At 32.0% G+C, this 25,098-nt stretch carries 18 protein-coding genes and 1 tRNA gene (1 of these 19 only partly in view); 3 read left to right on the forward strand and 16 right to left on the reverse strand.

Annotated features, from left to right (window positions below; translation table 11 throughout):
- Window positions 1-64 precede the first annotated feature (64 nt).
- The 5 genes from LY08_RS10015 to porU form a co-directional block, all read right to left on the reverse strand.
- Window positions 65-1,705 (reverse strand): pyruvate dehydrogenase complex dihydrolipoamide acetyltransferase, encoded by a 1,641-nt coding sequence (locus LY08_RS10015; RefSeq protein ID WP_111660315.1) that lies wholly within the window; start codon window positions 1,703-1,705, stop codon window positions 65-67.
- 3 nt (window positions 1,706-1,708) lie between these two features.
- A complete protein-coding gene (pdhA, locus tag LY08_RS10020) occupies window positions 1,709-2,710 on the reverse strand; it encodes a pyruvate dehydrogenase (acetyl-transferring) E1 component subunit alpha (RefSeq protein ID WP_111660316.1) in 1,002 nt (333 codons plus the stop codon).
- A 97-nt stretch (window positions 2,711-2,807) separates the two neighbouring features.
- Window positions 2,808-3,290 (reverse strand): cytidine deaminase, encoded by a 483-nt coding sequence (gene cdd / locus LY08_RS10025; protein WP_111660317.1) that lies wholly within the window; start codon window positions 3,288-3,290, stop codon window positions 2,808-2,810.
- 82 nt (window positions 3,291-3,372) lie between these two features.
- Window positions 3,373-4,572 (reverse strand): type IX secretion system outer membrane channel protein PorV, encoded by a 1,200-nt coding sequence (porV, locus tag LY08_RS10030; RefSeq protein WP_111660318.1) that lies wholly within the window; start codon window positions 4,570-4,572, stop codon window positions 3,373-3,375.
- Window positions 4,573-4,605: 33 nt separating this feature from the next.
- A complete protein-coding gene (gene porU, locus LY08_RS10035; protein WP_111660319.1) occupies window positions 4,606-8,493 on the reverse strand; it encodes a type IX secretion system sortase PorU in 3,888 nt (1,295 codons plus the stop codon).
- A 265-nt stretch (window positions 8,494-8,758) separates the two neighbouring features.
- Between porU and gldJ the strand changes: the two genes are divergently transcribed.
- Window positions 8,759-10,441: a gliding motility lipoprotein GldJ gene (gene gldJ / locus LY08_RS10040; RefSeq protein ID WP_211305929.1), complete on the forward strand. Its 1,683-nt coding sequence runs from the start codon at window positions 8,759-8,761 to the stop codon at window positions 10,439-10,441.
- Between the two features lie 67 nt (window positions 10,442-10,508).
- Entirely contained in the window at window positions 10,509-11,786 is a 1,278-nt protein-coding gene (locus LY08_RS10045) for a UDP-N-acetylmuramoyl-tripeptide--D-alanyl-D-alanine ligase (protein WP_111660321.1), read from the forward strand.
- A gap of 38 nt (window positions 11,787-11,824) precedes the next feature.
- On the opposite strand, the gene LY08_RS10050 is transcribed toward LY08_RS10045, so the two are convergent.
- The 10 genes from LY08_RS10050 to LY08_RS10095 all read right to left on the reverse strand — a co-directional run bounded on the left by LY08_RS10050 (window position 11,825) and on the right by LY08_RS10095 (window position 21,489).
- Window positions 11,825-11,899: transfer RNA gene (locus LY08_RS10050), tRNA-Val, on the reverse strand.
- Between the two features lie 142 nt (window positions 11,900-12,041).
- Window positions 12,042-13,259: a bifunctional folylpolyglutamate synthase/dihydrofolate synthase gene (locus tag LY08_RS10055; protein WP_111660322.1), complete on the reverse strand. Its 1,218-nt coding sequence runs from the start codon at window positions 13,257-13,259 to the stop codon at window positions 12,042-12,044.
- Window positions 13,260-13,265: 6 nt separating this feature from the next.
- On the reverse strand, window positions 13,266-14,138 hold the full coding sequence (locus tag LY08_RS10060) for an energy transducer TonB (RefSeq protein WP_111660323.1): 873 nt from the start codon (window positions 14,136-14,138) through the stop codon (window positions 13,266-13,268).
- 1 nt (window position 14,139) lies between these two features.
- Window positions 14,140-14,532, reverse strand: a complete 393-nt coding sequence (locus LY08_RS10065) for an ExbD/TolR family protein (protein WP_111660324.1) — start codon at window positions 14,530-14,532, stop codon at window positions 14,140-14,142.
- Window position 14,533: 1 nt separating this feature from the next.
- Window positions 14,534-15,235 (reverse strand): MotA/TolQ/ExbB proton channel family protein, encoded by a 702-nt coding sequence (locus tag LY08_RS10070; protein WP_111660325.1) that lies wholly within the window; start codon window positions 15,233-15,235, stop codon window positions 14,534-14,536.
- A gap of 153 nt (window positions 15,236-15,388) precedes the next feature.
- On the reverse strand, window positions 15,389-16,783 hold the full coding sequence (gene nhaD, locus LY08_RS10075) for a sodium:proton antiporter NhaD (protein WP_111660326.1): 1,395 nt from the start codon (window positions 16,781-16,783) through the stop codon (window positions 15,389-15,391).
- Between the two features lies 1 nt (window position 16,784).
- Window positions 16,785-18,011 (reverse strand): Glu/Leu/Phe/Val dehydrogenase dimerization domain-containing protein, encoded by a 1,227-nt coding sequence (locus LY08_RS10080; RefSeq protein WP_111660327.1) that lies wholly within the window; start codon window positions 18,009-18,011, stop codon window positions 16,785-16,787.
- A 171-nt stretch (window positions 18,012-18,182) separates the two neighbouring features.
- Entirely contained in the window at window positions 18,183-19,691 is a 1,509-nt protein-coding gene (locus LY08_RS10085; RefSeq protein ID WP_111660328.1) for a hypothetical protein, read from the reverse strand.
- Window positions 19,684-20,337 (reverse strand): hypothetical protein, encoded by a 654-nt coding sequence (locus tag LY08_RS10090; RefSeq protein ID WP_111660329.1) that lies wholly within the window; start codon window positions 20,335-20,337, stop codon window positions 19,684-19,686. Before LY08_RS10090 ends, LY08_RS10085 begins: the two co-directional genes overlap by 8 nt.
- Before the next feature lie 75 nt (window positions 20,338-20,412).
- On the reverse strand, window positions 20,413-21,489 hold the full coding sequence (locus tag LY08_RS10095; protein ID WP_111660330.1) for an anhydro-N-acetylmuramic acid kinase: 1,077 nt from the start codon (window positions 21,487-21,489) through the stop codon (window positions 20,413-20,415).
- Between the two features lie 93 nt (window positions 21,490-21,582).
- Between LY08_RS10095 and LY08_RS10100 the strand changes: the two genes are divergently transcribed.
- Window positions 21,583-22,725: an acyl-CoA dehydrogenase gene (locus LY08_RS10100; protein WP_111660331.1), complete on the forward strand. Its 1,143-nt coding sequence runs from the start codon at window positions 21,583-21,585 to the stop codon at window positions 22,723-22,725.
- Between the two features lie 53 nt (window positions 22,726-22,778).
- On the opposite strand, the gene LY08_RS10105 is transcribed toward LY08_RS10100, so the two are convergent.
- Window positions 22,779-25,098: the 3' portion of a helix-turn-helix domain-containing protein gene (locus tag LY08_RS10105; protein ID WP_111660332.1), read on the reverse strand. 116 nt of this gene lie beyond the right edge of the window; 2,320 of the gene's 2,436 nt are visible here — the last part of the coding sequence; its start codon lies beyond the right edge, outside the window; its stop codon occupies window positions 22,779-22,781.

A 25,098-nucleotide genomic window follows, 5' to 3' on the forward strand; every position in this document is an offset into this window, starting at 1 on the left:
AATCCCAAATCAATTAAGTTGAAATGGGATTATATATGGATTATATTTCGCTTAAGCGAAAATATTATACTAGCATGGTCACTGGATTTTCTATATATCCTTTTAAGGTTTGTAGAAACTGAGCTCCTGTAGCTCCATCAACCGTTCTGTGATCGCAAGCTAATGTTAACTTCATTGTGTTTCCTGGTACAATTTGACCATTTTTAACTACTGGTTTCTGAACAATTGCTCCTACCGATAATATAGCAGAATTTGGCTGATTAATAATAGAAGTGAAACTTTCTATACCAAACATTCCTAAATTAGAAATAGTAAAAGTACTACCTTCCATCTCGTCCAGAGATAATTTTTTATTTCTTGCGCGACCAGCAAAATCTTTTACGGCTGCTCCAATTTGAGGTAATGATTGCTCATTAGCAAACTTTACCACAGGAACTAATAATCCATCCTCAACAGCTACTGCAACTCCAATATGCACGTGATTGTTAAGTTTCATTTTATCATCAAACCACTGCGAGTTAACTTGCGGGTGTTGACGTAAAGCTAAAGCACAAGCTTTAACAATCATGTCGTTAAATGAAATCTTAGTATCTGGAATAGAGTTATATTGTGCACGGAATGCAATTGCATTATCCATGTCAAACTCTACATTTAAGTAATAATGAGGCGCAGTAAATTTAGATTTAGCTAAATTTTTAGCAATTGCTTTACGCATTTGCGAGTTTGGTTTTTCATCAAAATCTTCCTGTCCTGAAGCTACAAATTTAGCAAATGGTGCAGAAGATTGCACTGCTGCAGATGGTGTAAAGTTTTCTATATCGCGTTTTACAATACGTCCGTTTTCACCTGATCCTTTAACTTGAGAGATATTAACCCCTTTTTCTTCAGCCATTTTTTTAGCTAAAGGAGAAATAAACACACGTCCAGTTGGCGTGTTCTCAGAAGTTTGAGACACAGATTCTTGTTTTGAGGTCTCTTTTTTAGGAGCTTCAGACTTTGTTTCCTGCTTTGTATCTGGTGTAGCAGCTTCTTTTTTGGCTGGTGTACTACCTGCTTTAAAGTTTTTAGCTATACCAGAAACGTCTGTTCCTTTTGGACCGATTATAGCTAATAATGAATCTACTTTTGCAGAATCTCCTTCTTCAAGTCCAACATATAATAATGTTCCTGACTGAAAAGATTCAAATTCCATTGTAGCTTTATCCGTTTCAATTTCGGCTAAAATATCTCCTTCTTCTACATCATCACCAACCTTTTTTAACCAAGTTGCTACAGTTCCTTCTTCCATAGTGTCACTTAACCTAGGCATAGTAACTACTGTTACGCCTTCTGGAATGTCCTGAGCTTCTGAAGTTTCATTAGCAGTTTCTGCTGCATCATCTTCTTCAGGCTTGTCTTTAGCGTCTTCTTTTTTATCTTCAGAAGGTTTTTCTGAACTTCCGTTTAATAAACCAGAAATGTCTTCACCTTCTTCTCCAATAATAGCTAACAACTGGTCTACTTTTGTTGTCTCTCCTTCTTGAACACCAATGTGTAATAAGGTGCCTTCGTGGAAAGATTCAAATTCCATTGTTGCTTTATCTGTTTCGATTTCTGCAAGAATGTCTCCTTCTTCTATTTTATCTCCAACTTTTTTTAACCACGTAGCAACTGTCCCTTCTTCCATGGTGTCGCTTAAACGAGGCATGTTAATTATTTCTGCCATAGCTTATTTAATTTTGTGGTCTATAAATGGATAATCTTCTTGTTCATAAACTGCATCATACATCACATTTTTATCTGGATAAGGTGATTCTTCAGCAAATTTTTCGCACTCGGCAACCAAATCTTTAACACGTTTGTCAATTTTTTTAAGGTCTGCTTCTGTAGCGTATTTATTTTCAAGTATAATATCTTTAACTTGAGTAATTGGGTCTATTTTTTTGTATTCTGCAACTTCGTCTTTAGTTCTATAATGTTGCGCATCAGACATTGAGTGACCTCTATATCTGTATGTTTTTAGTTCTAAAAACGTTGGTCCATCACCACGACGAGCACGTTGAATAGCTTCATCAAAAGCTTCTGCTACTTTTACAGGATTCATACCATCTACTGGTCCACATGGCATTTCGTAACCTAAACCTAACTTCCAAATATCTGTATGATTTGCAGTACGTTCTACAGAAGTACCCATAGCATAACCATTATTTTCACACACAAATACAACAGGTAATTTCCAAAGCATTGCTAGGTTAAAAGTCTCATGTAAAGAACCTTGTCTTGCTGCTCCATCTCCAAAACAACAAAGTGTAACACCATCTACACCATGATATTTGTCTCCAAATGCAATACCTGCACCTAATGGAATTTGACCTCCTACAATACCATGTCCTCCATAAAAACGGTGTTCTTTAGAAAAGATATGCATAGAACCACCTAAACCTTGTGAAGTACCGGTTGCTTTACCATATAATTCTGCCATGACACGTCTTGGATCTACACCCATACCAATAGGTTGTACGTGATTACGATAAGCAGTAATCATTTTATCCTTAGTTAAATCCATTGCATGTAAAGCTCCAGCTAAAACAGCTTCTTGCCCATTATACAAATGAAGGAAACCTCTAACTTTTTGTTGGATGTAAACAGCTGCAAGCTTGTCTTCAAACTTTCTCCAAAACAGCATGTCTTCATACCATTTAATATACGTTTCTTTTGTTACTTTTTGCATTGGTGACGTTTATTATTTATAACGAATAACAAAAGTAACACTTTAGTTAGTAATAAAAAAAACTGTAAATAGTAAAATTATCACGAAAACGATTGAGTTATAATACTGATTTGTCAAAAATTAATGGAAGCAGGTTAGCTAACGAATTTGAGCGGACTACTTTACCCGTTTCTCCCATAAAATACAACTCGATTGGCGCATCTTGTTTGACTTCGTATTCTGAAATAGCTTGTCTACACGCTCCACAAGGTGGAATAGGAGTTAATGTTGGGTGGCTTTGAGAACCAGCTATGATAGCCATTTTAAGCATTTTTGCATTGGGATATTGTGCTCCAGCATAATAAATTGCTGTACGTTCTGCACATAATCCAGATGGATATGATGCATTTTCTTGGTTACTTCCTGTAACTACTTCTTGATTATCTAACAATATTGCAGCACCAACACTAAATTTTGAATATGGTGAATAAGCATTACTTCTAGCTTCTGATGCTCTACGCATCAAGTCTTGTATATCCTTTGGCAACTCGTTAATATTATCAAATACTTGTAATATGGTTTCTATTTTGACTTCCTTCATAGTTTTAAATTTATGCAACTATTTTAGACAAAAAAACTATTGTTTTCACAATAGTTTTTAAGTTGTTTATTAATTAATGTTATTAATATTCATCATAAGTTCCAGCACCTAAATTAAAGGTTAAAGAAAAACGCAATGTACTTTCTAATGGACTTTGCACTTGAGATGCAGAAAACAGATAAGATAAATCTACATTTATAACGTTATATTTAAATCCTGCTCCTAAAGCAAAAAATTTACGCGCACCTTTAGTTTCATGTTCATTAAAATATCCTGCTCTAAAAGCAAACGAATCTTGATAAGTATACTCTGCACCTAACGCATAGGTAAACTCTTGTAATTCTTCTTTAAATCCACCTGGAGCATCTCCAAACGATTGAAAAACACCCGATAAGAATGGTACATCAGGATCTTTACCTGCTACGATATATGTTGGCTCGTCAGCATCTTGCTCGCCATCACCATCTGTATCATCAAATCCTAAAAGCGGAGGTGTTGGGACTAGTAATTTTGAAAACTCTGCAGTAACGCCTACTTTATTATATTGGTCTAAAATAAAATCAAACCCTCCACCTAATCTTAAATTAGTCGGTTGAAAATTTTCTTGACCAGCTTCATCATACTTAAACTTAGGACCTAGATTCTGAATAGCAAATCCTGCTCTCCAACGACCATTAAAATCGTTGTATGCTTGTTCTTCACTTTGATAATATCCAGAAATATCAACACCAAATGTACTAGCTGCTTTTGTATCGTTATCACCTATATTTAGTTTTAAATCCGATTGTAAATAACGCATTGCAACGGACATTCCAAATTGATCACTTAATCGTAAAGCATAGGATACATCAAATGTAAACTCATTTGGTCGTTGAACCAAAGCTTCAGAAAATTCGTCTTGAACAAATTCTATATCTCCCAACGAAAAATATTTAAAACTAGCTGCAAATGCACTATTGTCGTTAAGTCTGTTAAAATAGGTCACGTTACCTAAAAAGATATCGTTTACCAATTTGCTTAAATATGGTGTGTAACTTATTGCTACACCAGATTTGTTTTCTGAAAACACATATTTTGACGAGTTCCATTGTTGCGAGAAAGCATCGGGTGATGTAGCCACACCCATATCTCCCATTGCTGCTGCTCTAGCATCTGGAGCTATCAATAAAAATGGGACTCCTGTAGTTATAACTCTAGAGTCATTTGGATTTGTTATTGTCTCTTGCGATAGTCCTTTAAGGGCGAAAAGGAAAGCTATTGCTATTAAAATTTTATTTTTCATGTATCAATATTAGTTAACAAATATAATTTTTTATTACAGGATTACAAGTTTCTCTATTTTTTCTACTGATTTATTAGTGCTTGGTGAGTGTACTTTTAGTTTATAAATATAGGTTCCTTTTCCTATTTTATCTCCAAAATCGTCTCGACCATCCCACACAATATCTCTGGAGGTTGATTTTACAGTTTTACCACCTGCTAAAGTAGTATGACCATTCAACGTTCTAACCAATTTACCTGAAATTGTAAATATTTGAACTGAAATATCTAGAATTTCTGAGCTATTATGACTAAACCAAAACTCGGTATAATTTACAAAAGGGTTTGGATAATTAAGCACGTTATTTATGACCAAGTTTTCATTTTCATTAAACACTACAAACTGGATTTCTGCAGTAGCAGAATTATTATAAACATCCCAAGCTTTAAGCGTTAAGGTATGTAATCCTGGCTCTAAGTTTCTAAACGGATAACTTAAACTACCTTTTGTATAATCGTCTACTTCTGTTAAATAATAATCGTTTAACACATAAGGGTTCACCTCGTCACCATCTAACAAAGCAACAATATCATGTCCAATACCACTAGCAGTATTAATACCGTTATCGTCTTCAAATTTGGCAATTAATGTTGGAGACTCGTTGGTTATTCCACCAGAGACAAAGGACTCGTCATTCATATATAATTGTATAGTAGGTCCAATATTATCTTCTGCTGCATTTGGATTTATACCTCCAATTTTTAGTGTTTCAATACTTGCTCCGGTTTTATCGTCTAACGAGTTGTTTTTTGTGGCATAAAAACTAACCTTTCCAGTACCTACAGGAATACCAATATCTTTAGGGACTACAAAATCAAATTCGAATTGACCATTAGTTATTGTAGCTTGACCTCTAAACACAATAGCACCTAATGTTTTAAAATTTAATTTTATTAACTGACCATTTTCATAAACATTATCATTAGCTAAGGTTTCTCTTTCTATTTCTTTATCGTAAATAGTTGTGGTTAATATACCATTGAAATCGCTTAATAAATTACCATTTACATCTGTTACTTCTCCAGCTAACTTAGCATAGCTTAAAGCTTGAAGCACATCTGTTTCTTGTGTAATTGAAACATCGTTAATTTTAGTTAATCTAATATTTGGTTGCGGTATTGTTAATTTTAATGCTGGATCACCTATATAAAATGCTAGATTTTTTTGAGCATTAGAAAAATTAGGATCATTTTTGGCAAGTCTTAAAGCCTCTGCGATTGATGGATATTCAAAATAGCTGTAAGTATCGTTTGTACTGTAAGAAAATAAATATTCTTTTAAAATTTTATTAAAATCTTTACCTACAGTAACAAAAATCTGTCTTGTAGTAGTAATTAATGATATTGCTCCTGCATTTTTATTCCAATAAATAAGCTCTCCCGCGGTGACACGTAAGGGGTTGTCAAATCTAGTAAACTCGCAAGTTACCGTTACAAATAAATTTAGTTTACAATCATTATTTAATGCTTCTGCATCTGGTTTTTGAAATATACGCTCAAATGCTAATCCGTCTTCACCTCCATGCCCAAAATAATTAACCATTATTGCTCCTCTCTCTATCGCATTGGAAATAGCTTCATTAACTTCAGGATAACGATCACCTCCTGCAGAAGCTTCTTGTTGATAAGAATCTGTATGAATTTTGGTTACATTTATAAATGGTTTAAATGATGTAACTTCATCTGCAATTTCGTCTGTGGTTTCTTGCAATGTTGCTTCCCAAGCTTCGTCTACATCATCAGATACTACAACAAAATTATTACGCCAGCTTCCTAGCGCTTCTTTAGAATAGTAAATTTCTATTTTATCTACCATTTGTTGTGCTCTTAAAGGCGAGTCTGCTATTATTCTTCCAACAGCAACATCTAATTTGTTAGAATTATTAAACAAATCCATAACCCCTTCTCCTGGATCTAGATACGCATAGAAGTCGTCAGAAATAAACGAGTTTGATAAAGTAAAACTATTATACGCATTCCATGTTGGAAAATTATAGGTGTTATCTGAAATCCTTCCTTTATAATCAAACGAAGAATCTCCAAAAAGACATAAGTATTTCACCCTATTTTCTGGTGTACTAGCATTATCATAAACGTATTTTACAAAATTTCTAATACCCGTAATATCTGGACTACCAGAAGAAAACTCTGTATAAATCTGATCTAAAGTCACCACCTTTACTGTTAAGTTTTTTTTATCTCTATTTATCTGAGCTAACCTTTGAGCTTGTGTTAAATGAGACTGAGTAGTTAACATCAAATAATCTATATCCTCAAATTGACCTTGGCTGTTTAAAAATATAGTTCCTTTTAAATTTTGATTATTTACAATACTATTGGCTGCTAAAATGGGTTCAAAATAATTCTGAGACGTAACAGTAACAAATGTTTTTAAGTCACCCATTGGCGCTTTAAAACTTAAGGTAGCTTCTGCATTTGGATTTGCTATAGAGGTAATGTCATAAATATTAGTCACATCCCAAACCTCTTGTACTTGTGACGCATTAGTCAACACATAACTAGCCACATCGTTAGACTGTGTCGATGCCTTATTTTTGAAATGAAATTGCGAACCTGAAAACGTTAATGCTCTAGTAGCTTCAATAGAGATATAATCTAAATAAGCAGTAGCACTAGGATTACCTTGATTGTCATAATCCAAATTAACATTTATGTTATCTCCTGAAACCATTAAGCTGTTTTGATAGGTTCCTCCCGTTGCATATACACCATTACCTATATTTGAACCATTTATAGTTAAAGTACCATCTAAAGTATTATTTACTGAAATAGAAAAAACTGTTTCGTTAACAGCAACAGAAGCTGTAACAACTTTTAAATCTATAGGTTCTGAGGTCACTAGGTTAGGAAAGTTAAAATCAAAAGAACGAGAATTTTCAACACCAAAACGTTCGCCAAACCATCGTCTACCAACAAAAACAATATTGTTTTGATCTACTTCATGAAATTGATAATCATGAAAAGTATTAAAGGTAGTGGAAGGCAAACCTGCTGGTTGATTAAATTGTTGTATACGTTTACCTTGCCCAGCACTTATATTAATGTAATACGCAGTTTTATCTGTATAAGGATTAATATTAGTATTAATGTAAGGGGTATTAACATCTGCTGATGGACCTTGAGCGTAAAACAAAATATAATCAGTATCATTAAACACTCCATCTTCTTCTCCAATAACTCGTATTGCATTCTCTGTAGGATCAAACGGAAAGTTTGCATTATTGGCAAAAGGCATCATTTTACCGCCATTACCGAATAATTTTATATTTCTAGGATCTAAGCCATTTACATTTATTCCCATTTGGCTTAAAAACGATTTAGATAATTTATATACACCAGAAGTAGTTACTTCAAACCTATACCAACTTCCACTATTTAATACCGAATTTGTAAGTACTTGACTATTATTAATTCTATTAGATGAAGCAGCCATACTGTACTTCATTGTAAACGAACTTATTTTTTTATATCCATTACCATCCTTTATTATGGGGCTTAAAGTAAAGACTGCATAATTAACATCACGTCCAGTTGCATTCTTTAAAGAGTATTCTAAGGTATTAGGTATTGTAGTAATATCAAGATCGTACAATTCTGACTTGGTAATTGGCAAATAGTTAATATTAGTAATGGTTATGGAGTTTTCATTAACAAAGCCATTTATTTTCCATTGATTTATATACTTAATGCCTTCAGAACCATTAAACGAATAATTTTGTGATGGTAAAAAAGAAGGTATCGTTAAAGAATAATCGCTAGTAGACATAGTTTGGGACTTATCCCAATCTAGACTAATCTTTTTTTCTTGAGAAAATAATGGTGTTAAATAAAGTACTAGTAGTACTAAAAATATCTTTTTCATTGCAATAGTAACGTCTTATTTAAGATGATATTATTTAAATCTTAATAATTTCATAAAAACAAGTCAAAATTACAATAATAAAATTTAAAAACACACGTTATAGTGTTTCAAAACGACGATAAAAAGCATAAAAAACATCGTTGTAAAGTAAAAAAATAGGATGAAATGCAGTTTTTTTTACTCAAAAATGACAATTTATGTTGTTTTGTTGGGTTTAATTATTATATTGCGACTCCTAAAAAATATTATTAGCTTACTCAAACAAATGAATATGAAAAAAGTAATTGTATCAAGGTTGTTGTTAATCGTAGCGATTTCGCTAACCTTGGTTGGCTGTAAAAGATCTGGTAGTGGTTCTAATACCTCTAGAGCTACAGGATGGCAAATTAACTCTAAAGATGGTGGTTTTCAATACAACACCAAATTTAAAGAACAAGAGACTGCTCCTGGTTTAGTTTTTATTGAAGGTGGAACTTTTACTATGGGTAGAGTCCAAGATGATGTAATGCATGACTGGAACAATACACCTAACCAGCAACACGTTCAATCCTTTTACATGGATGAAACAGAAGTAACTAATAAAATGTATCTAGAATATTTAGATTGGATAAAAAGAACTTATCCACCTGAAGAAGAAAATTTTAGAGCTATATATAATGGTGTATTACCAGATACTTTAGTTTGGAGAAACCGTTTAGGTTATAATGAAGTAATGACAGAAAACTATTTACGTCATCCAGGTTATGGAGAATATCCTGTAGTTGGTGTAAGCTGGATTCAAGCAGTAGAGTTTGCTAATTGGAGAACCGATCGTGTTAATGAATTATATTTACAAAAAGATGGTTACCTAAAACAAGGAAGCCAATTAGAAGCTACAGCAGATGCTAACTTTAGCACTGATACTTACATTAATTCTCCAACACAAACTTTTGGTGGTAACGAAGAGATATTAAGAGGAGGAAAATTAAAAGCTCAAACTAATGCAGCTGGAGAAGAAATTAACGTTTACGCATCTCGTGAAACTGGTTTGATCTCACCTAAATACAGACTACCAACTGAAGCAGAATGGGAATATGCTGCTTTAGGATTATCAGAAATTAGAAGTTACAACGTATACAGAGGTCGTAAAAAATATCCATGGGATGGACAATATACACGTTCTGGAAATCGTAAAATAAAAGGAGATCAATTAGCAAACTTCAAGCAAGGAAAAGGAGATTATGGTGGAATTGCTGGATGGTCTGATGATGGTGCAGATATTACTGCAGAAGTAAAATCTTATGATCCTAATGATTATGGTTTATATGATATGGCAGGTAACGTTGCAGAATGGGTTGCTGATGTCTACAGACCAATAGTTGATGACGAGTTTAATGATTTTAACTACTACAGAGGTAACGTGTATACTAAAAACGTTATTACAGAAGATGGAACCGTTAAAGTAGTTGGAACAGACGAAATAGTTTTTGACACTTTACCAAACGGAAAAGTTGTTCCAAGAGATTTACCTGGTGAAATTGCAACTAAGCCTGTTGATGAAGAAGAAACTTATTTAAGAACAAATTTTGACAGAAGTGACAACCGTAACTTTAGAGATGGAGACATACAATCATCACGTTATTATGCAGATAGATTTGGTGATGAAGAAAGTGAAGCTTCAGAAGATGCTGCTACACGCAAAATGTATAATGCACCAAAGCATAATATAGAAGTTGATTCTTCTGGAAACTTGATAAGAGAATATGATAAGTCTAATAAGCGTACCTCTTTAATCAATGACGAAGTTAGAGTGTATAAAGGAGGTTCTTGGAAAGATAGAGAATATTGGTTAGATCCTGCACAAAGACGTTATTACCCACAAAATATGGCTACAGACTATATTGGGTTTAGATGTGCAATGTCTAGAGTAGGCTCAAAATCTAAAGGTCAAAGAAAATCTAAAAACTAAATAAATTATTAGTTAATATATCAAAGTCCTAACACATTTGTTAGGACTTTTTTTATACTTTTATTTTATGAATATTGAAACCCTACATAAAGTATTTCTGGATTGTAACGCCATAAGTACAGATACCAGAAAAGTAGCAGAAAACAACATGTTTTTTGCTTTAAGTGGTGATAACTTTAATGGTAATACCTTTGCAAAAGAAGCTTTAAAAAAAGGAGCAAAAATTGCTGTTATTGACGATAAAGACTATTATCTATCAGAAAAGACAATTCTAGTTAAAAACAGCTTAAAAACACTTCAAGCATTAGCTAATTATCATAGACATTATTTGGGAGTTAAAATTATTGCCTTAACAGGTAGTAATGGAAAAACTACGACTAAAGAGTTAATAAATACTGTATTATCTCAAAAATATAATACAACAGCTACAATAGGAAATTTAAACAATCACATTGGTGTACCACTTACTCTATTGTCAATGACCAAACAAACAGAGATTGGTATTGTAGAAATGGGTGCTAATCATCAAAAAGAAATAGAATTTCTATGTCAAATTGCACAACCAGATTATGGTTACATCACTAACTTTGGTAAAGCTCATTTAGAGGGATTTGGAGGTGTAGAAGGTGTTATAAAAGGTAAAAGTGAATTATATGATTATTTGATTAATCATGATAAACATATATTTATAAATGCTGATGATAATATTCAAAAAGATAAGCTAAATAATTACATCAAGAAATATGGATTTAGTCAAAACGATTCAAACTATCAAAAAATAGAATTTCTAGTTGCCAATCCTTTTGTAGCTTTTAAAATTAAGGACACTACAATTACCTCCAATTTAATTGGCGAATACAACTTTACTAATTTATGTGCAGCATCAACTATTGGACTATATTTTAATGTAGAAATGGAAGCTATTAAAAAAGCTATTGAAAGTTACATTCCAACTAATAATCGTTCTCAAATAATTAAAAAAGGAAGTAACACTATTATTTTAGATGCTTATAATGCTAACCCGTCTAGTATGGAAGTAGCTTTAAAAAACTTTACCAAACAAACACAAAGCAATAAAATTGCTATTTTAGGTGATATGTTTGAGTTAGGCAACTCTGCTTCAGAAGAACATCAATACATAACAGATTTTGCTAATTCGTTAAATATTGACTCAATATTTTTAATTGGTGAAAATTTCTATAAATCAAAGTCAAACAACCTAAAAACCAAACAATATCAATCGTTTGAAGAGTTTAAAGCCAATTTTAAACCAATAAAAAGCAGTACGCTTTTAATTAAAGGATCAAGAGGAATGGCTTTAGAGCGAGTTTTAGAACTTTTATAAATAAAAAAAATCCGAAACATAAGTTTCGGATTTTTTTGTGGGCGCGAAGGGATTCGAACCCCTGACCCCTTGGGTGTAAACCAAGTGCTCTGAACCAACTGAGCTACGCGCCCTAATTATTAGGACTGCAAATATAGAGTAGTTTTTGATTTTGCAAAAACTTTTTGGCAAAAAAAATAAAATATTTTTTTACTAAAAAACTAACCATCTTATTTACAGTCTTTAAATACATATTTATTATTAATAAATATAATATTATACCACTTCTGCAACTACAAATGTACTTCCTCCTATATAGATAAAGTCTTTAATAGTCGCATTTTTTAATGCTTGTTGATAGGCTTCTTCTACCGAAGAATAAGCAGTACCTACAAAACCATTGGAAACAAATAGTTTTTTAAGTATATTTTGGTCTAAACCTCTTGGCACATTAGGTTTGCAAAAATAGTATGTTGCTTTTTTAGGTAATATGGGTAGAATTGACACTAAATCTTTATCGTTTACCACTCCAAAAACAACATGTAAATTTTCAAAATCTTCTTTTAACAACTGCTGCATGGTTATGGTTAACCCTTCTTTGTTATGTGCAGTATCGCATATAACTTTTGGCGACTCATTTAATAGCTGCCAACGCCCTTTTAAACCTGTGTTTTTGATAGTATTAAGTAGTCCGTTTTTGATATTTTTAGATGAAATTGTATACTTTTTTTTCTGAAGAATTTTAATAACTTCTAAAACGCCTTTACTGTTTTTTGATTGATAATTGCCTTTTAAGTCCGAAGTATAAGAAAGGTTTTCAACTTGGTCTGCAAACACAATGGGACTGTTATTGTTTTTAGCGGTATCAATAAAAACAGATTGTATTTCTGGTTGGGTTTCACTAATAACTACTGGTACGTTTGGTTTGATGATTCCAGCTTTTTCTTTCGCGATAAGCGGAAGTGTATTACCTAAAAACTGAACATGATCAAAACCAATATTTGTAATTAATGATACTTCTGGAAGAATAATGTTTGTCGAGTCTAACCGACCACCTAAACCAACTTCAATAACTGCAATATCTACTTTTTGCTTCGCAAAATAGTTATAAGCCATACCAACAGTCATTTCAAAAAAAGACAATTGTTGCTTGTCTAAAAAAGCTTTATTACGCTTAATAAAACCAATAACAAATTGTTTGCTGACTTGTTTACCATTAACCTTAATGCGCTCTCTAAAATCTTTTAAATGCGGAGAAGTATATAATCCCACTTTATAACCAGCTTCTTGTAAAATAGAAGCTAACATATGGCTGCTAGACCCTTTTCCATTGGTGCCTGCAACGTGAATAGATTTAAATTGCTGTTGTGGGTTTTTAAGATGTTGCGCTAAAGCTAAGGTATTGGTTAAGTCTTTTTTAAATGCTTTTTGACCTTGCTTTTGATACATTGGGAGTTGAGAAAACATCCAATGTAAAGTGTCTTTATAAGTCATGACTGTTTACTGACCCAATTTAAAGTTGATGCTAATAAAACCTATTTGTCTTTCTGGAGCATTAGGGTCTGCTTTCCATTTGTGAGATTCGGCAATTTTTTTTGCAGGACTTAGTAAACATGGAGCTGTATTTTTAGTTCCTTTTACTCCAGGTTCTGCTTTAACTACTCTTCCCGAACGATCAACCTCAATTCTAACCACCACTAATCCTGCTTCGTTGCAGTCCTGTTTAAAGATTTGGTTAGTTGGACGCCCTCTTCCATTTAGCCCATAACCTACTCCATCTCCATTTCCTTGACCAGATCCATCACCAAAACGACTTGGCCCATAAGTATTACCTGTTCCCGAACCACCATTTGACCCATTGTTTGAACCATCATTATTAGAGTCTGATGGGTTTTCAGAATTATTTATACCATTAATTAAAGCATCATTAGCTTTTTTTATCTCTTCTTGTCTCTTTTTTTCTGCTGCTTCTGCAGCAGCTTTAGCTGCTTTCTCTTTAGCTATTTTATCCGCTTGTGCTTTTTCTTTTGCTTCTTTTTCTTTTTGTGCTTGTTCTTGCTGCTTTTTAATTAAAACAGCTTCCTCTTCTTCTTGTGTTAACACATTGTCTTTAGAGGTTGGCTTAGAAGCCTCTTGTTGTTCTTGCGGTTTTGTGTCTTCTGGTTTAGTTTTTGAAGGCTCAGTAACTTGTGCTGGTGCACCTCCACCACCACCTCCTCCAGAGCTTCCTCCAAAGTTAATTGCAACTCCAAATTCTTCTGGTGGATCCATATAATTTTGACCAACTACAAACAATAACAAAACCAATATCAACATAATTAATGTTGTTATTTTAGCTGAGTTACGTTTATGTTTGGTATCTAAATATTTCATCTTATTGCGCTTTTACAGCTAACGTAGATTTAATTTTATTTCTGTTTGCAATATCCATTATAAAAACCACGTGTTGCATTTCTACACTCTCGTCTGAACGAATAGTTATTGTTGGAGAGTCTACATCTCCTAATTTAGCCAATACCTCTGCTTCTAGTTGTTCTTTAGAAACCTGCTTCATATCTACATAATAATTGACATTTTTATCAACGCTTACAGATACGTTTTTAGTCTGCGTGGTTTTACTAGTTGACTTTGGCAATAACAAATCTATTGCTTCAGCTGATACTAATGTTGATGCAATCATAAAAAAGATAAGCAGCAGAAACACGATGTCTGTCATTGATGACATGTTAAATTCTGGTGTAACTTTATTTCTTCCTCTTAATCGCATATTAGCTAGGTTCGTTTAATAAATCTAAAAATTCTAAAGAATTTGCTTCCATTTGGTAGACCACTTTATCCGTTTTTACAACCAAATGGTTATAAGCGATGTAAGCGACTATACCAACTATTAATCCTCCAACTGTAGTGGTCATTGCTGTATATAAACCATCTGCTAATGTTTTAATATCTATTGACCCTCCAGAGTTTGCTATTTCAAATATGGATAATATCATTCCAATAACTGTTCCAAGAAAACCTATCATTGGTGCAGCACCAGAAATGGTGGCTAAAATACTTACGTTTTTTTCTAGGCTATATATTTCTAAACGTCCAGCATTTTCAATAGCTGTGTTAATATCATCTAAAGGTTTTCCAATTCTAGATATTCCTTTACTAATTAATCTTGATACTGGCGAATCTACTGTAGTACATAAGTTTTGAGCCGATTCTATTTTTCCATTACTTACATAGTCTCTAATTTGATTCATAAAATTAGAATCTACTTTTGAGGCTTCCTTTATTGCAAACAAGCGTTCAAAATAAATATAAACTGCCATAATTAATAACACAAAAAGTAGTGCAATAATAATTATTCCAGCAGTTCCACCTGTAGTGACCAACTCTATTATTGATAATGTTTTCTCAACCGATTCACCTTCTACTAATGGATCTACTGTTTGAGCAGTGTCTTGTATTAATGTACTTATCATAGTATAAATTTAGATACGTTTATAACGTTTAATTTTTGTTTTGCGTATGTAAAACTAAATTTCAAAGAAATTTATTTAGAGATTTCCGTTTTTACGGACATTTAAATATTTAAAGAACCCTCAAGATTGTAACTTGAGGGTTTATAAATTTTATTAAAATAAAGTTCTTGTCCAGAAGAATACTAAAGCTCCTGATAAAAACCCTATTAATGCTAACCAAGCTATCTTTTTTAAATACCAGAAAAAATCTATTTTTTCCATTCCCATAGCTACAACACCTGCAGCAGAACCTATAATTAACATACTTCCTCCAGTTCCTGCAGAATAAGCTATAAAGTGCCATAACTCATTATCAATTGGTTCTGAGAACATCCCTAAACTAGCTGCAACTAATGGTACATTATCGATAACTGCAGATCCAATACCTAGTAATAAGATGACTAAATCAGATACGCCTTCACCATGTAATTCTGTTCCCATCATTGGCATGCTTTCTTTTAAAGTAGATGCAAATCCAAATAATATACCTAAAGATTCTAAAGCTGCTACAGCCATTAAAATACCTAAGAAAAACAATATACTTGGCATTTCAATTTTAGATAGTGAGTGATGTACAGGACTATGATGTGCGTGTGCATCACTTTCTTCTGCATGAAATTCTGTTAAACTAAATTTAGCAGAACTATAAATTTCAGCAAAAATAGCTACCACACCTAATGCTAACATCATACCTACATAAGGTGGTAGATGCGTTACGGTTTTAAATATAGGTACAAACACAATAGCACCTAGTCCTAAATAAAGCATCGTTGCACTAAATTTACTTTTTGGCTTTTCAATATTTTGATCATCTACTTCTAAATTTCCTTTAAATGCTGGTAAAAACGAAGCAATAAAAGTTGGAACTAACATACATACTAAAGAAGGTAGTAACAGATACCCAATTAAGTGTCCTGTGGTTACTTTTTTACCAATCCAAAGCATAGTAGTTGTTACGTCTCCAATTGGCGACCAAGCACCTCCTGCGTTTGCTGCTACAATTATTAGACCAGCAAACCAAATACGTGAGCTTCTGTCTTTAACAATTTTTTGAAGAATAGAAATTAATACAATTGTTGCTGTAAGGTTATCTATTATAGCTGAAAGTATAAAAGCTAAAAAGGCAAAAATCCATAGTATTTTAGTTTTCTTTTTAGTTTTAATGAAGCTTTTTATGGTAGAAAAACCATCAAAATAATCAATGATTTCTACAATAGTCATTGCTCCTAATAGAAATACTAAAATCTCTGCTGTTTTACCTAAATGGTGCAACAACGTTTCTTCCATAATATGCATTTTGGTCTCATGTCCCAAACTAGCATAACCTTCTACTAAACCATGTTTTGCAGAATCAAACCATTCTGGAAAAGTATCAAGCCCTAAAGAGATTAAAGCCCAACTAATAGCCATCATGACCAATGCTGGAATTAATTTATCGATTTTTAAATTGTGTTCTAATGTTATAGCTAAATAGCCAAGAACGAAGACTAAAATTATTACTGTTTCCATATTATATTAATTGTTTTAATGCTATCTCGAAAGCTGTTTTACTAATCTCTAATTTTGAATTATTTTTATTATATACATTTTGAATGGCTTTTTTAATAATCTCTGATGTATCATTAAAAATTGCTTCGTCAGTCATTTGAACTTTACGTTCCATAAAGTAGGCAAAAACACGAGCCATACCACAATTTGAAATGAAATCTGGTATTAAACTGACACGCTCGTCGGTATGTTCCATAATTGGACCAAAGAAAATCTCTTTATCAGCAAATGGGACGTTTGCACCACAAGAAATGACTTCCAAACCAGTATCAATCATTTGATTGATTTGGTGTTGAGTGATTAACCTTGAAGCTGCACAAGGTGCAAAAATCTCGGTTTCAAGAGACCAAATGCGCTCATTCATTTCTGCAAAAGGAATCATATTATCTGTTTGAAGCGTGTTTCCGTTTTTAGTTAAAAAGAAATCTTTAATTTCTTGAAACGTAAACCCTTCCTCTTTAATAACTCCTCCGGAAATATCTATAATACCAACTATTTTTGCACCCATTTGAGCTAAATAGTAAGCTGCTGAAGAACCAACATTACCAAATCCCTGAACTACTGCACGTTTTCCTTTAACGCTACCACCATAAACATCATAATAATGCCTAACAGCTTCTGCAACACCATAACCAGTAATCATGTCTGCTACAGTATATTTTCTAGAAACGTCTGGTGAATAATTTATGTTTTCCAGTACTTTAATAACGCCTTGACGTAATTGTCCAATACGGTTTATTTTATCTGCTTCTGTGGGTTTAAAGTGTCCGTTAAAAACCCCTTCTTGTGGGTGCCACACTCCAGAACTTTCTGTAATAGGAATAACCTCATGGATCTCGTCCACATTTAAATCGCCTCCAGTACCATAATAGCTTTTTAATAATGGCGATACAGCTTTATACCAACGCTCTAAAACACCATGTTTTCTTGGATCTTTAGGGTCAAAATTAATTCCAGATTTTGCACCACCAATTGCTGGTCCAGAGACTGTAAATTTAACTTCCATGGTTTTAGCTAGAGATAACACTTCGTTCATATCCAAGCCTTTTCGCATTCTGGTTCCACCTCCTGCAGCTCCACCTCTAAGCGAGTTTATAACTGTCCATCCTTCTGCATCAGTTTCTGCATCCTTCCAGTTAAAAACTATTTCTGGTTCTTTATTTTCGTAAATTTTTAATAAGTCTTTCATGTATGATTTTTGATTTCAACTTTAGTTAGATTCTTGGTTAATAAGTTAAGGGTAGCTAAAGTTGATTCATCTTATGAAGTAAATAGTTTAATTAGTTTAACAAATATAAAAAAACAAAAAATGGCTTTTAAAATTAAAGCCATTTTTATTATAATAAATTATTGTTAATAATTATTCCATGGTCATTTTTCCGAATGCTTGATATTTATTACCTAAAGCATAAATATAATAGGTATTATTATCTAACTGAATAGTTTTGGTTGGCGCAAAGTCTACCACATTGTCTTTTCCGCCAACTATTCCACTTTTAAAAGCATTAATAGATAAGCTTCCGTCGCTTTCTAATTTTTTAGTTACTATAGCTTTAGCGTTAATGTTTTTCCATCCAAAAACTATTTTTTTCTCTTCTAAAATGGATACTTTTTCGTTAGCAAAAAAATGTATAGTATTATCTTTAATAAATGGTTTAAAAGACCCTAATGGTTTCATATGGTTTTTATATTCTTCGCCATATTGTATTAAACTATCATATGCCACATCTCCATTTGTATTTAACTTAACTACAACACCTGGACCAAAATTATAAGTATAATTATATTCAAAGTTTTGTCCTGGTATTGGTTTACTTTCTTCAGAAAATCTATCTCCTATTAAAAAAATATCATCATTTTGGACAATAACGTCTATTACTTTTAAATCTATAAAACCTTTTCCTAAAATTCGTTTTGTTATTTCAGGATTCCACTCTTGATTTTTAATTAATTTTTGATCTGTAATATTGTAAATAAAGAAACTTTTATCTTTAGCTCCACCCATGGATACTGCTGGCTTAGCATTATCTGTTGCAAAACCTAATAGATATTGTTTGTCTTTTATGGTGACAACTCTATTATCGGAAATATAAAATTGATTAGCGGATACTTGCTGCTGTGTAATTTCATCTCCTTTAATAGTAATAACAGATGTAACAGGTTCTTTTTTAAAGATATCTGTTTTTTTAACTATTGTTACAGTTGCATCATTATCTACATACAGTTTTTCTCTGTATGCACGTTCGCTATCAAAAGACAACGTATGTTTTGCATTAGAAATGGTATTTAAATCTGCATCTAGAATGACCACTTCTATGTTTTCTTTTGTTTTTTTAATGAATGGTTTGTTGACTAAAATTGCAAAGGTGTTTTTATCTTCAGAAAGTTGTACTTCAAAAAAACCAGAAGTATTGACTTTTTCAATTGGTAATGTGTAAACTTCTTTAGTTTCTGATACTATTCCAGTAGAATTGTCATAAACCTGAGCGTACAACACATTTTTTTTATCCTTCTTTACAGCAATAAATGAAAAAACATAAAGTTTATCTTTTCCTTCAATAATCTTTAATAATGTCGCATCTTTTAATGCTCTTTTTGGAAGCGAAAAATCTATTGTTTTTCCAGCATCACCATTTGCATTAAACTTAGTAATAAAAATAGATTCTGGAGCAAAAACTTGTGTGCCTTGTTTCTCTAGAGTGTAAGTAGTAAATCCAGAAACAGATGGAAATACTAAAGTTGGATTTTGCAATCCAACTTTAGTATTACTTGATAAATCTGACCACTCAAAAGTTGCGTTTTGTGCTTGTATAGTTACTATTGCGATTAACAGGAAAGCACTAAACAAATAGGTTTTGATGTTATTCATTTTCAAAATGAGCGTTATATTCGTTGATAATGTTTAAAATCCCTAAAACTTTATAGCCTTTTTCTTTATTCTTGATTTTTTTAGCTAATTCTGGATAATCACTAACATATTTGCTCATAACATTTTTAAAGCTAAACAATAATTTAGGTGAGGCAAATTTTAGATAATCATCACCATCTTTTACTGCTAATGTTTCGGTTTGAATTTTAGTACCGTCAAAATCTAGAATGATTTCTTTTGTACCATCATCTTTTATTGTAATTTCTTTGCCTTGATCGTCCTCTACTCTAATATAGTATTCAAATAAGTCTATTTTACCTTCAAGCACTCTTAATAAAAATACTTTAGTTTTTCCGCTTAATCCTTCATAGGGATGCGACTCATAATAGTCGTCTGCAATTTGGTAAGCTTTTAAGTCTTTTGCATCATAAACCACAGGTTTATCATCTAACGTTTTAAAAAATTTTACTTTACGTTGACTTTTTATTTTTAAAAAGCGTTTTAGATAACCTTCAATTTTTTCACCTTTGTTAGTAATAACATATCCTGGTAATTTTTCTGATAATTCTTCCCAATTATCATCAAAATCTTGTGCAAAAGTTGTGCTAGAAATTATTAAAGCTAATACTAGTAATACGTGTTTCATTTTTAATTTATTTAATTAATATAATGTTTACTGTAGCTAAAAATAAGCCAAAGTTTTCAAATGTAATTATTCTTTTTATGTAGTTGTGTTAAAAGTAAAAATTTTACCAGAGGAGTGATCTTTAGAAGCTCCAGTTACAGATTTTAAACAATTTATTTCTCCTCTTAACTTTAAAATGCCTAAAAACGCAAAAATTAAAGCCTCTTTATATTCTATAATTTTGTTTGAAGGAATCACAATTGTATTGGAAGTTATTTTTTGAATTTCTTCTATTAAAAACTCATTAAAAACACCACCACCTGTTGCTAATACTGAAACCTTTTCTGTTTGATTTATAACTTTAGTAATCTGATATGCTATATGCTTAACATATGTATGTAAGATGTCTTCTGTCTTTAAATTGAAACTATTTATTAATGGAAATATTTTTTGTTCTACCCATTCTAAACCAAGAGATTTTGGAGGTGTCTGGCTGTAAAAGCTTAAACTATTTAATTGGTTTAATAATTGGATATTAAGTTTTCCGCTTTTAGCGATATCACCTTTATCATCATAGTTTAATCCTAAATTTTCGACGTATTTATTTAGTACAATATTGATAGAGCAAATGTCAAATGCAGTTCTGTTATTATTTACCTCTGAAGAGATATTTGCAAAACCACCAAGGTTTAAACACCAATCATATTTAGTGAATAATAATTTATCTCCAATAGGCACTAATGGTGCTCCTTGACCTCCAAGCTCAACATCCTGAGTTCTAAAATCACAAACCACAGTTTGCTTGATTAAAGTGGCTAATTGAGGTAAATTACCAATTTGCTTGGTAATACCTTTATCAGGTTGATGTAATGCTGTATGTCCATGAGAGCACACAGCATCAACAGTAGTTAATTGATGCTTTTGTATAAATTGGTCAATGATTAATGCTAAATAATTAGTGTAATCATGGTCTATTATTGTTAACTCAGATTGAGAGACCTCAGTAAGATGTTTCAATGTTGTCAACCATTTTTTTGGGTAAGAAATGGTTTCTGCCTCTAATATTTTGAAGCTCCAATTATTATTTTTTTTAAAAGAAATATAAGCCAGGTCAATCCCGTCTAAAGACGTGCCAGACATAACACCAATAACTTTATATTCCGCTTTTATCATATTCTGTAAAAATAACTATAACGATTGAAAAAATCCTAATAAAGACTTATCTTTGCATGAAAATTTTATTATATCAATAGTCAAATATAAATTATGGATTTTAGCCTTACTGAAGAACATATCATGATTCGCGATGCTGCTCGCGATTTTGCCCAAACCGAATTACTTCCTGGAGTTATTGAACGTGATAACGCACAAACTTTCCCAGATGAATTAGTCAAGAAAATGGGACAATTAGGGTTTATGGGAATTATGGTTGACCCAAAATATGGAGGAAGTGGAATGGATTCTATTTCCTATGTATTAATTATGGAAGAATTATCAAAAATTGATGCATCTGCTTCAGTAATGGTATCTGTAAACAACTCTTTAGTATGTTATGGACTTGAAGCCTATGGGACTGAGGAGCAAAAACAAAAATATTTAACCAAGCTAGCTACTGGAGAACAGATTGGTGCTTTTTGTTTAAGTGAACCAGAAGCAGGTAGTGATGCGACATCACAAAAAACGACAGCAATAGATAAAGGTGACCATTATGTCATAAATGGTACAAAAAACTGGATTACAAATGGTGGACGTAGTGATGTCTATCTAGTTATTGCCCAAACAGATAGAGATAAAGGTCATAAAGGTATCAATGCTTTTATTGTTGAAAAAGGAACACCTGGATTTGACATTGGACCAAAAGAAGATAAATTAGGAATTAGAGGAAGTGACACACACACACTACAATTTAATGATGTAAAAGTACCTAAAGAAAATAGAATTGGTGAAGATGGATTTGGATTTAAGTTTGCAATGAAAACTTTATCTGGTGGACGTATTGGAATTGCGGCTCAAGCATTAGGTATTGCATCTGGCGCTTATGAATTAGCCTTAAAATACAGTAAAGAGCGTAAAGCTTTTGGTACAGAAATCTGCAACCATCAAGCTATTGCTTTTAAACTAGCAGATATGTACACCGAAATTGAAGCTGCACGTATGTTGGTTATGAAAGCTGCATGGGATAAAGACCAAGGTAATAACTACGATATGTCTAGTGCTATGGCTAAATTATATGCTAGTAAAGTTGCAATGGAACAAACGGTTGAAGCTGTACAAATACATGGTGGAAATGGTTTTGTTAAAGAATATCACGTAGAGCGTTTAATGCGTGATGCAAAAATTACACAGATTTACGAAGGTACTTCCGAAATTCAAAAAATTGTTATTTCTAGAGGAGTAATAAAAGGTTAATTACTTAATTAATAGATATTCTTAAAGGCTTTAAATGTATTTTAAAGCCTTTTTTATTGTCTAGATAATTCGTCTAGCACTAATCTTAACTCGCCATAAGTATATTTATCATCAATTTGATGTTTTAAATCTGAAAGATTTTCAAATGTATGTTTTGGGATTAATTCTTTTAATTCTTTATAGTGCTTTTCAGAAATTAAGTCTGTAATTTTAATCTCTCCTGAAGGTATAAAGCTTGCTAAATGCCCAATTATGGTATTGACGTTTAAATCACGTTCAAATGCAATTTGCTCTATAGACTTTCCGGATTTAAATAAGTCTAAAGATGTTTTTTTAGTATCTCCTCGTTTTGTTTTAGGTTTTGCTACTTCAAATATTTCAACATTGTTAGAGGATTCAATATCATTCTCCTCACAATATTGACGGATTACTTTTAATATATCATTACCATATTTTTCTACTCTAACTTTACCAAAACCGTTAATCTGTAGTAACTCTTTTTTGCTTGTTGGCAATGTTTCACACATTTCATACAATGCTTTTTGAGTAAATATTTGATAATGTATTAAATCTTTATCATTAGCGATATTATTTCTTAATTCACGAAGTAATTCAAATAGCTCTACGTTTGCAGTTCCGTCTATTATAGTTTTTCTAGTTTTTTTAGGCTTATCTTTAATCAAAAAAACAGCTTTTGTTCTAAGCTCTTGAAAGGTATTTACTTTAAAACCATTTATTAAATTTGAAAAATAAAGTTGTTTTGTGGCTAATAATTCTTCAAAATCATTAAGATGTTTGTTGATGTCTTTTTGGATGGCTTTATTATCTGTTGTAAAAGTAGATGATTTATAGACTACTGCAATTTTAGATTCTGTTTCATTACTAAAATATTCCAGAGCCTTTATAAAACGATCTTGAATAATTTCACTAGATTCTGGTGTAATTGTAACTTCTGATAATTCGTTAAGCTGAGCTTTAAAACCATTAGCCACTTTCAATAAATTAGTAATACATTCTTTTATTAAAATAAAAGTCTGTTCTAGATTGCCTTCTAAACTACCTCTGTTTTTGTAATAAATATCTATTATACGTTGTATAGGATAAAGAAATTGATAAAAATTAAAAATTTCTGAAATCAAATCTAATTGATATTGAGATTTGGATTGATTTAAAATATTTTCATCAGGTTGATTTTGCTCCGCTAGCTTATTAAAAGTTGAAACATTACTATCACTGATAATTTGCGTTGAATCAATCTTATTTTTTAAAACTAGGCCTTCTAAACTTTTACACCTACTTAAAGCTACATAAGTTTGTCCGTGCGCAAAAGCTCCTTGTGCATCAATTATTGCTTTTTCAAAAGTTAACCCTTGGCTTTTATGAATAGTTATAGACCATGCTAATCGTAAAGGTATTTGAGTATAAGAGCCTACTTTGTTTTCAGTAATTGCTTTAGTTTCTGGATTAACAGTATAATTAATGTTTTCCCAAATTTCAGGTGTTACTGTAATATTAAAATCATCATCAGCGCAATGTACAATAACTTCATTGTCATCAAGCAATATGACTTTACCTATTTTACCATTATAATAACGTTTTTCTGGAGAGCTATCATTTTTAACAAACATAACTTGAGCTCCTACTTTAAGGATTAAATTATTTTCATTGGGAAAAGAATATTCTGGAAATTTCCCCTCTATTATTGCTTGGTAAGTTATAGATTTACCTGTAAGTTTATTTAATTCTTCTACGTTTGTTAAATCAGCTTTTCTGTTATGTGTTGTTAATGAAATATAACCATCCTCTTTATTAGGTGTAAAGTTTGGTATAAACCGTTTATTGAGTTCATCTGCAGAGGATTGAGTCAAACTATTGTTTCTTATTTCATTTAATATTTTTATAAATTTAGGATTTTCTTGCCTGTAAATATGCTTTAATTCAATTGTAATAGCACTACATTCTTTGAAAGCAATACTGCTGAAAAAATAAGGATTTTTATAAAATGGTTTAAGTAAGTGCCATTCATTTTCTTTAATCACAGGAGATAATTGTTGTAAATCACCAATCATTAATAATTGTACTCCTCCAAAAACTTCATCTCGATTTTTAAAACGACGCAATGTCTTATCAATACCATCTAACAAATCAGCACGTACCATACTAATCTCATCAATTATTAATAAATCGAGGGACTTAATTATATTAATTTTTGTTTTTGAAATTTTTCTATTAAATCCTCCTGAAAAAATCTCTTCATTTGGTAAAATAGGCCCAAATGGCAACTGAAAAAAAGAATGAATAGTAACACCTTTAGCATTTATTGCTGCCACACCTGTTGGTGCAACTATAACCATACGCTTTATACATTCACGT

The organism is Olleya aquimaris (assembly GCF_003259525.1).
GTDB classification, from domain to species: Bacteria; Bacteroidota; Bacteroidia; order Flavobacteriales; family Flavobacteriaceae; genus Olleya; species Olleya aquimaris.

What these genes read in the sequence shown, in the direction of transcription:
- LY08_RS10015 (WP_111660315.1), bottom strand. Translation starts at nt 1,705, where the DNA reads ATGGCAGAAATAATTAACATGCCTCGTTTAAGCGACACCATGGAAGAA.
- pdhA (WP_111660316.1), bottom strand. Translation starts at nt 2,710, where the DNA reads ATGCAAAAAGTAACAAAAGAAACGTATATTAAATGGTATGAAGACATG.
- cdd (WP_111660317.1), bottom strand. Translation starts at nt 3,290, where the DNA reads ATGAAGGAAGTCAAAATAGAAACCATATTACAAGTATTTGATAATATT.
- porV (WP_111660318.1), bottom strand. Translation starts at nt 4,572, where the DNA reads ATGAAAAATAAAATTTTAATAGCAATAGCTTTCCTTTTCGCCCTTAAA.
- porU (WP_111660319.1), bottom strand. Translation starts at nt 8,493, where the DNA reads ATGAAAAAGATATTTTTAGTACTACTAGTACTTTATTTAACACCATTA.
- gldJ (WP_211305929.1), top strand. Translation starts at nt 8,759, where the DNA reads ATGAATATGAAAAAAGTAATTGTATCAAGGTTGTTGTTAATCGTAGCG.
- LY08_RS10045 (WP_111660321.1), top strand. Translation starts at nt 10,509, where the DNA reads ATGAATATTGAAACCCTACATAAAGTATTTCTGGATTGTAACGCCATA.
- LY08_RS10055 (WP_111660322.1), bottom strand. Translation starts at nt 13,259, where the DNA reads ATGACTTATAAAGACACTTTACATTGGATGTTTTCTCAACTCCCAATG.
- LY08_RS10060 (WP_111660323.1), bottom strand. Translation starts at nt 14,138, where the DNA reads ATGAAATATTTAGATACCAAACATAAACGTAACTCAGCTAAAATAACA.
- LY08_RS10065 (WP_111660324.1), bottom strand. Translation starts at nt 14,532, where the DNA reads ATGCGATTAAGAGGAAGAAATAAAGTTACACCAGAATTTAACATGTCA.
- LY08_RS10070 (WP_111660325.1), bottom strand. Translation starts at nt 15,235, where the DNA reads ATGATAAGTACATTAATACAAGACACTGCTCAAACAGTAGATCCATTA.
- nhaD (WP_111660326.1), bottom strand. Translation starts at nt 16,783, where the DNA reads ATGGAAACAGTAATAATTTTAGTCTTCGTTCTTGGCTATTTAGCTATA.
- LY08_RS10080 (WP_111660327.1), bottom strand. Translation starts at nt 18,011, where the DNA reads ATGAAAGACTTATTAAAAATTTACGAAAATAAAGAACCAGAAATAGTT.
- LY08_RS10085 (WP_111660328.1), bottom strand. Translation starts at nt 19,691, where the DNA reads ATGAATAACATCAAAACCTATTTGTTTAGTGCTTTCCTGTTAATCGCA.
- LY08_RS10090 (WP_111660329.1), bottom strand. Translation starts at nt 20,337, where the DNA reads ATGAAACACGTATTACTAGTATTAGCTTTAATAATTTCTAGCACAACT.
- LY08_RS10095 (WP_111660330.1), bottom strand. Translation starts at nt 21,489, where the DNA reads ATGATAAAAGCGGAATATAAAGTTATTGGTGTTATGTCTGGCACGTCT.
- LY08_RS10100 (WP_111660331.1), top strand. Translation starts at nt 21,583, where the DNA reads ATGGATTTTAGCCTTACTGAAGAACATATCATGATTCGCGATGCTGCT.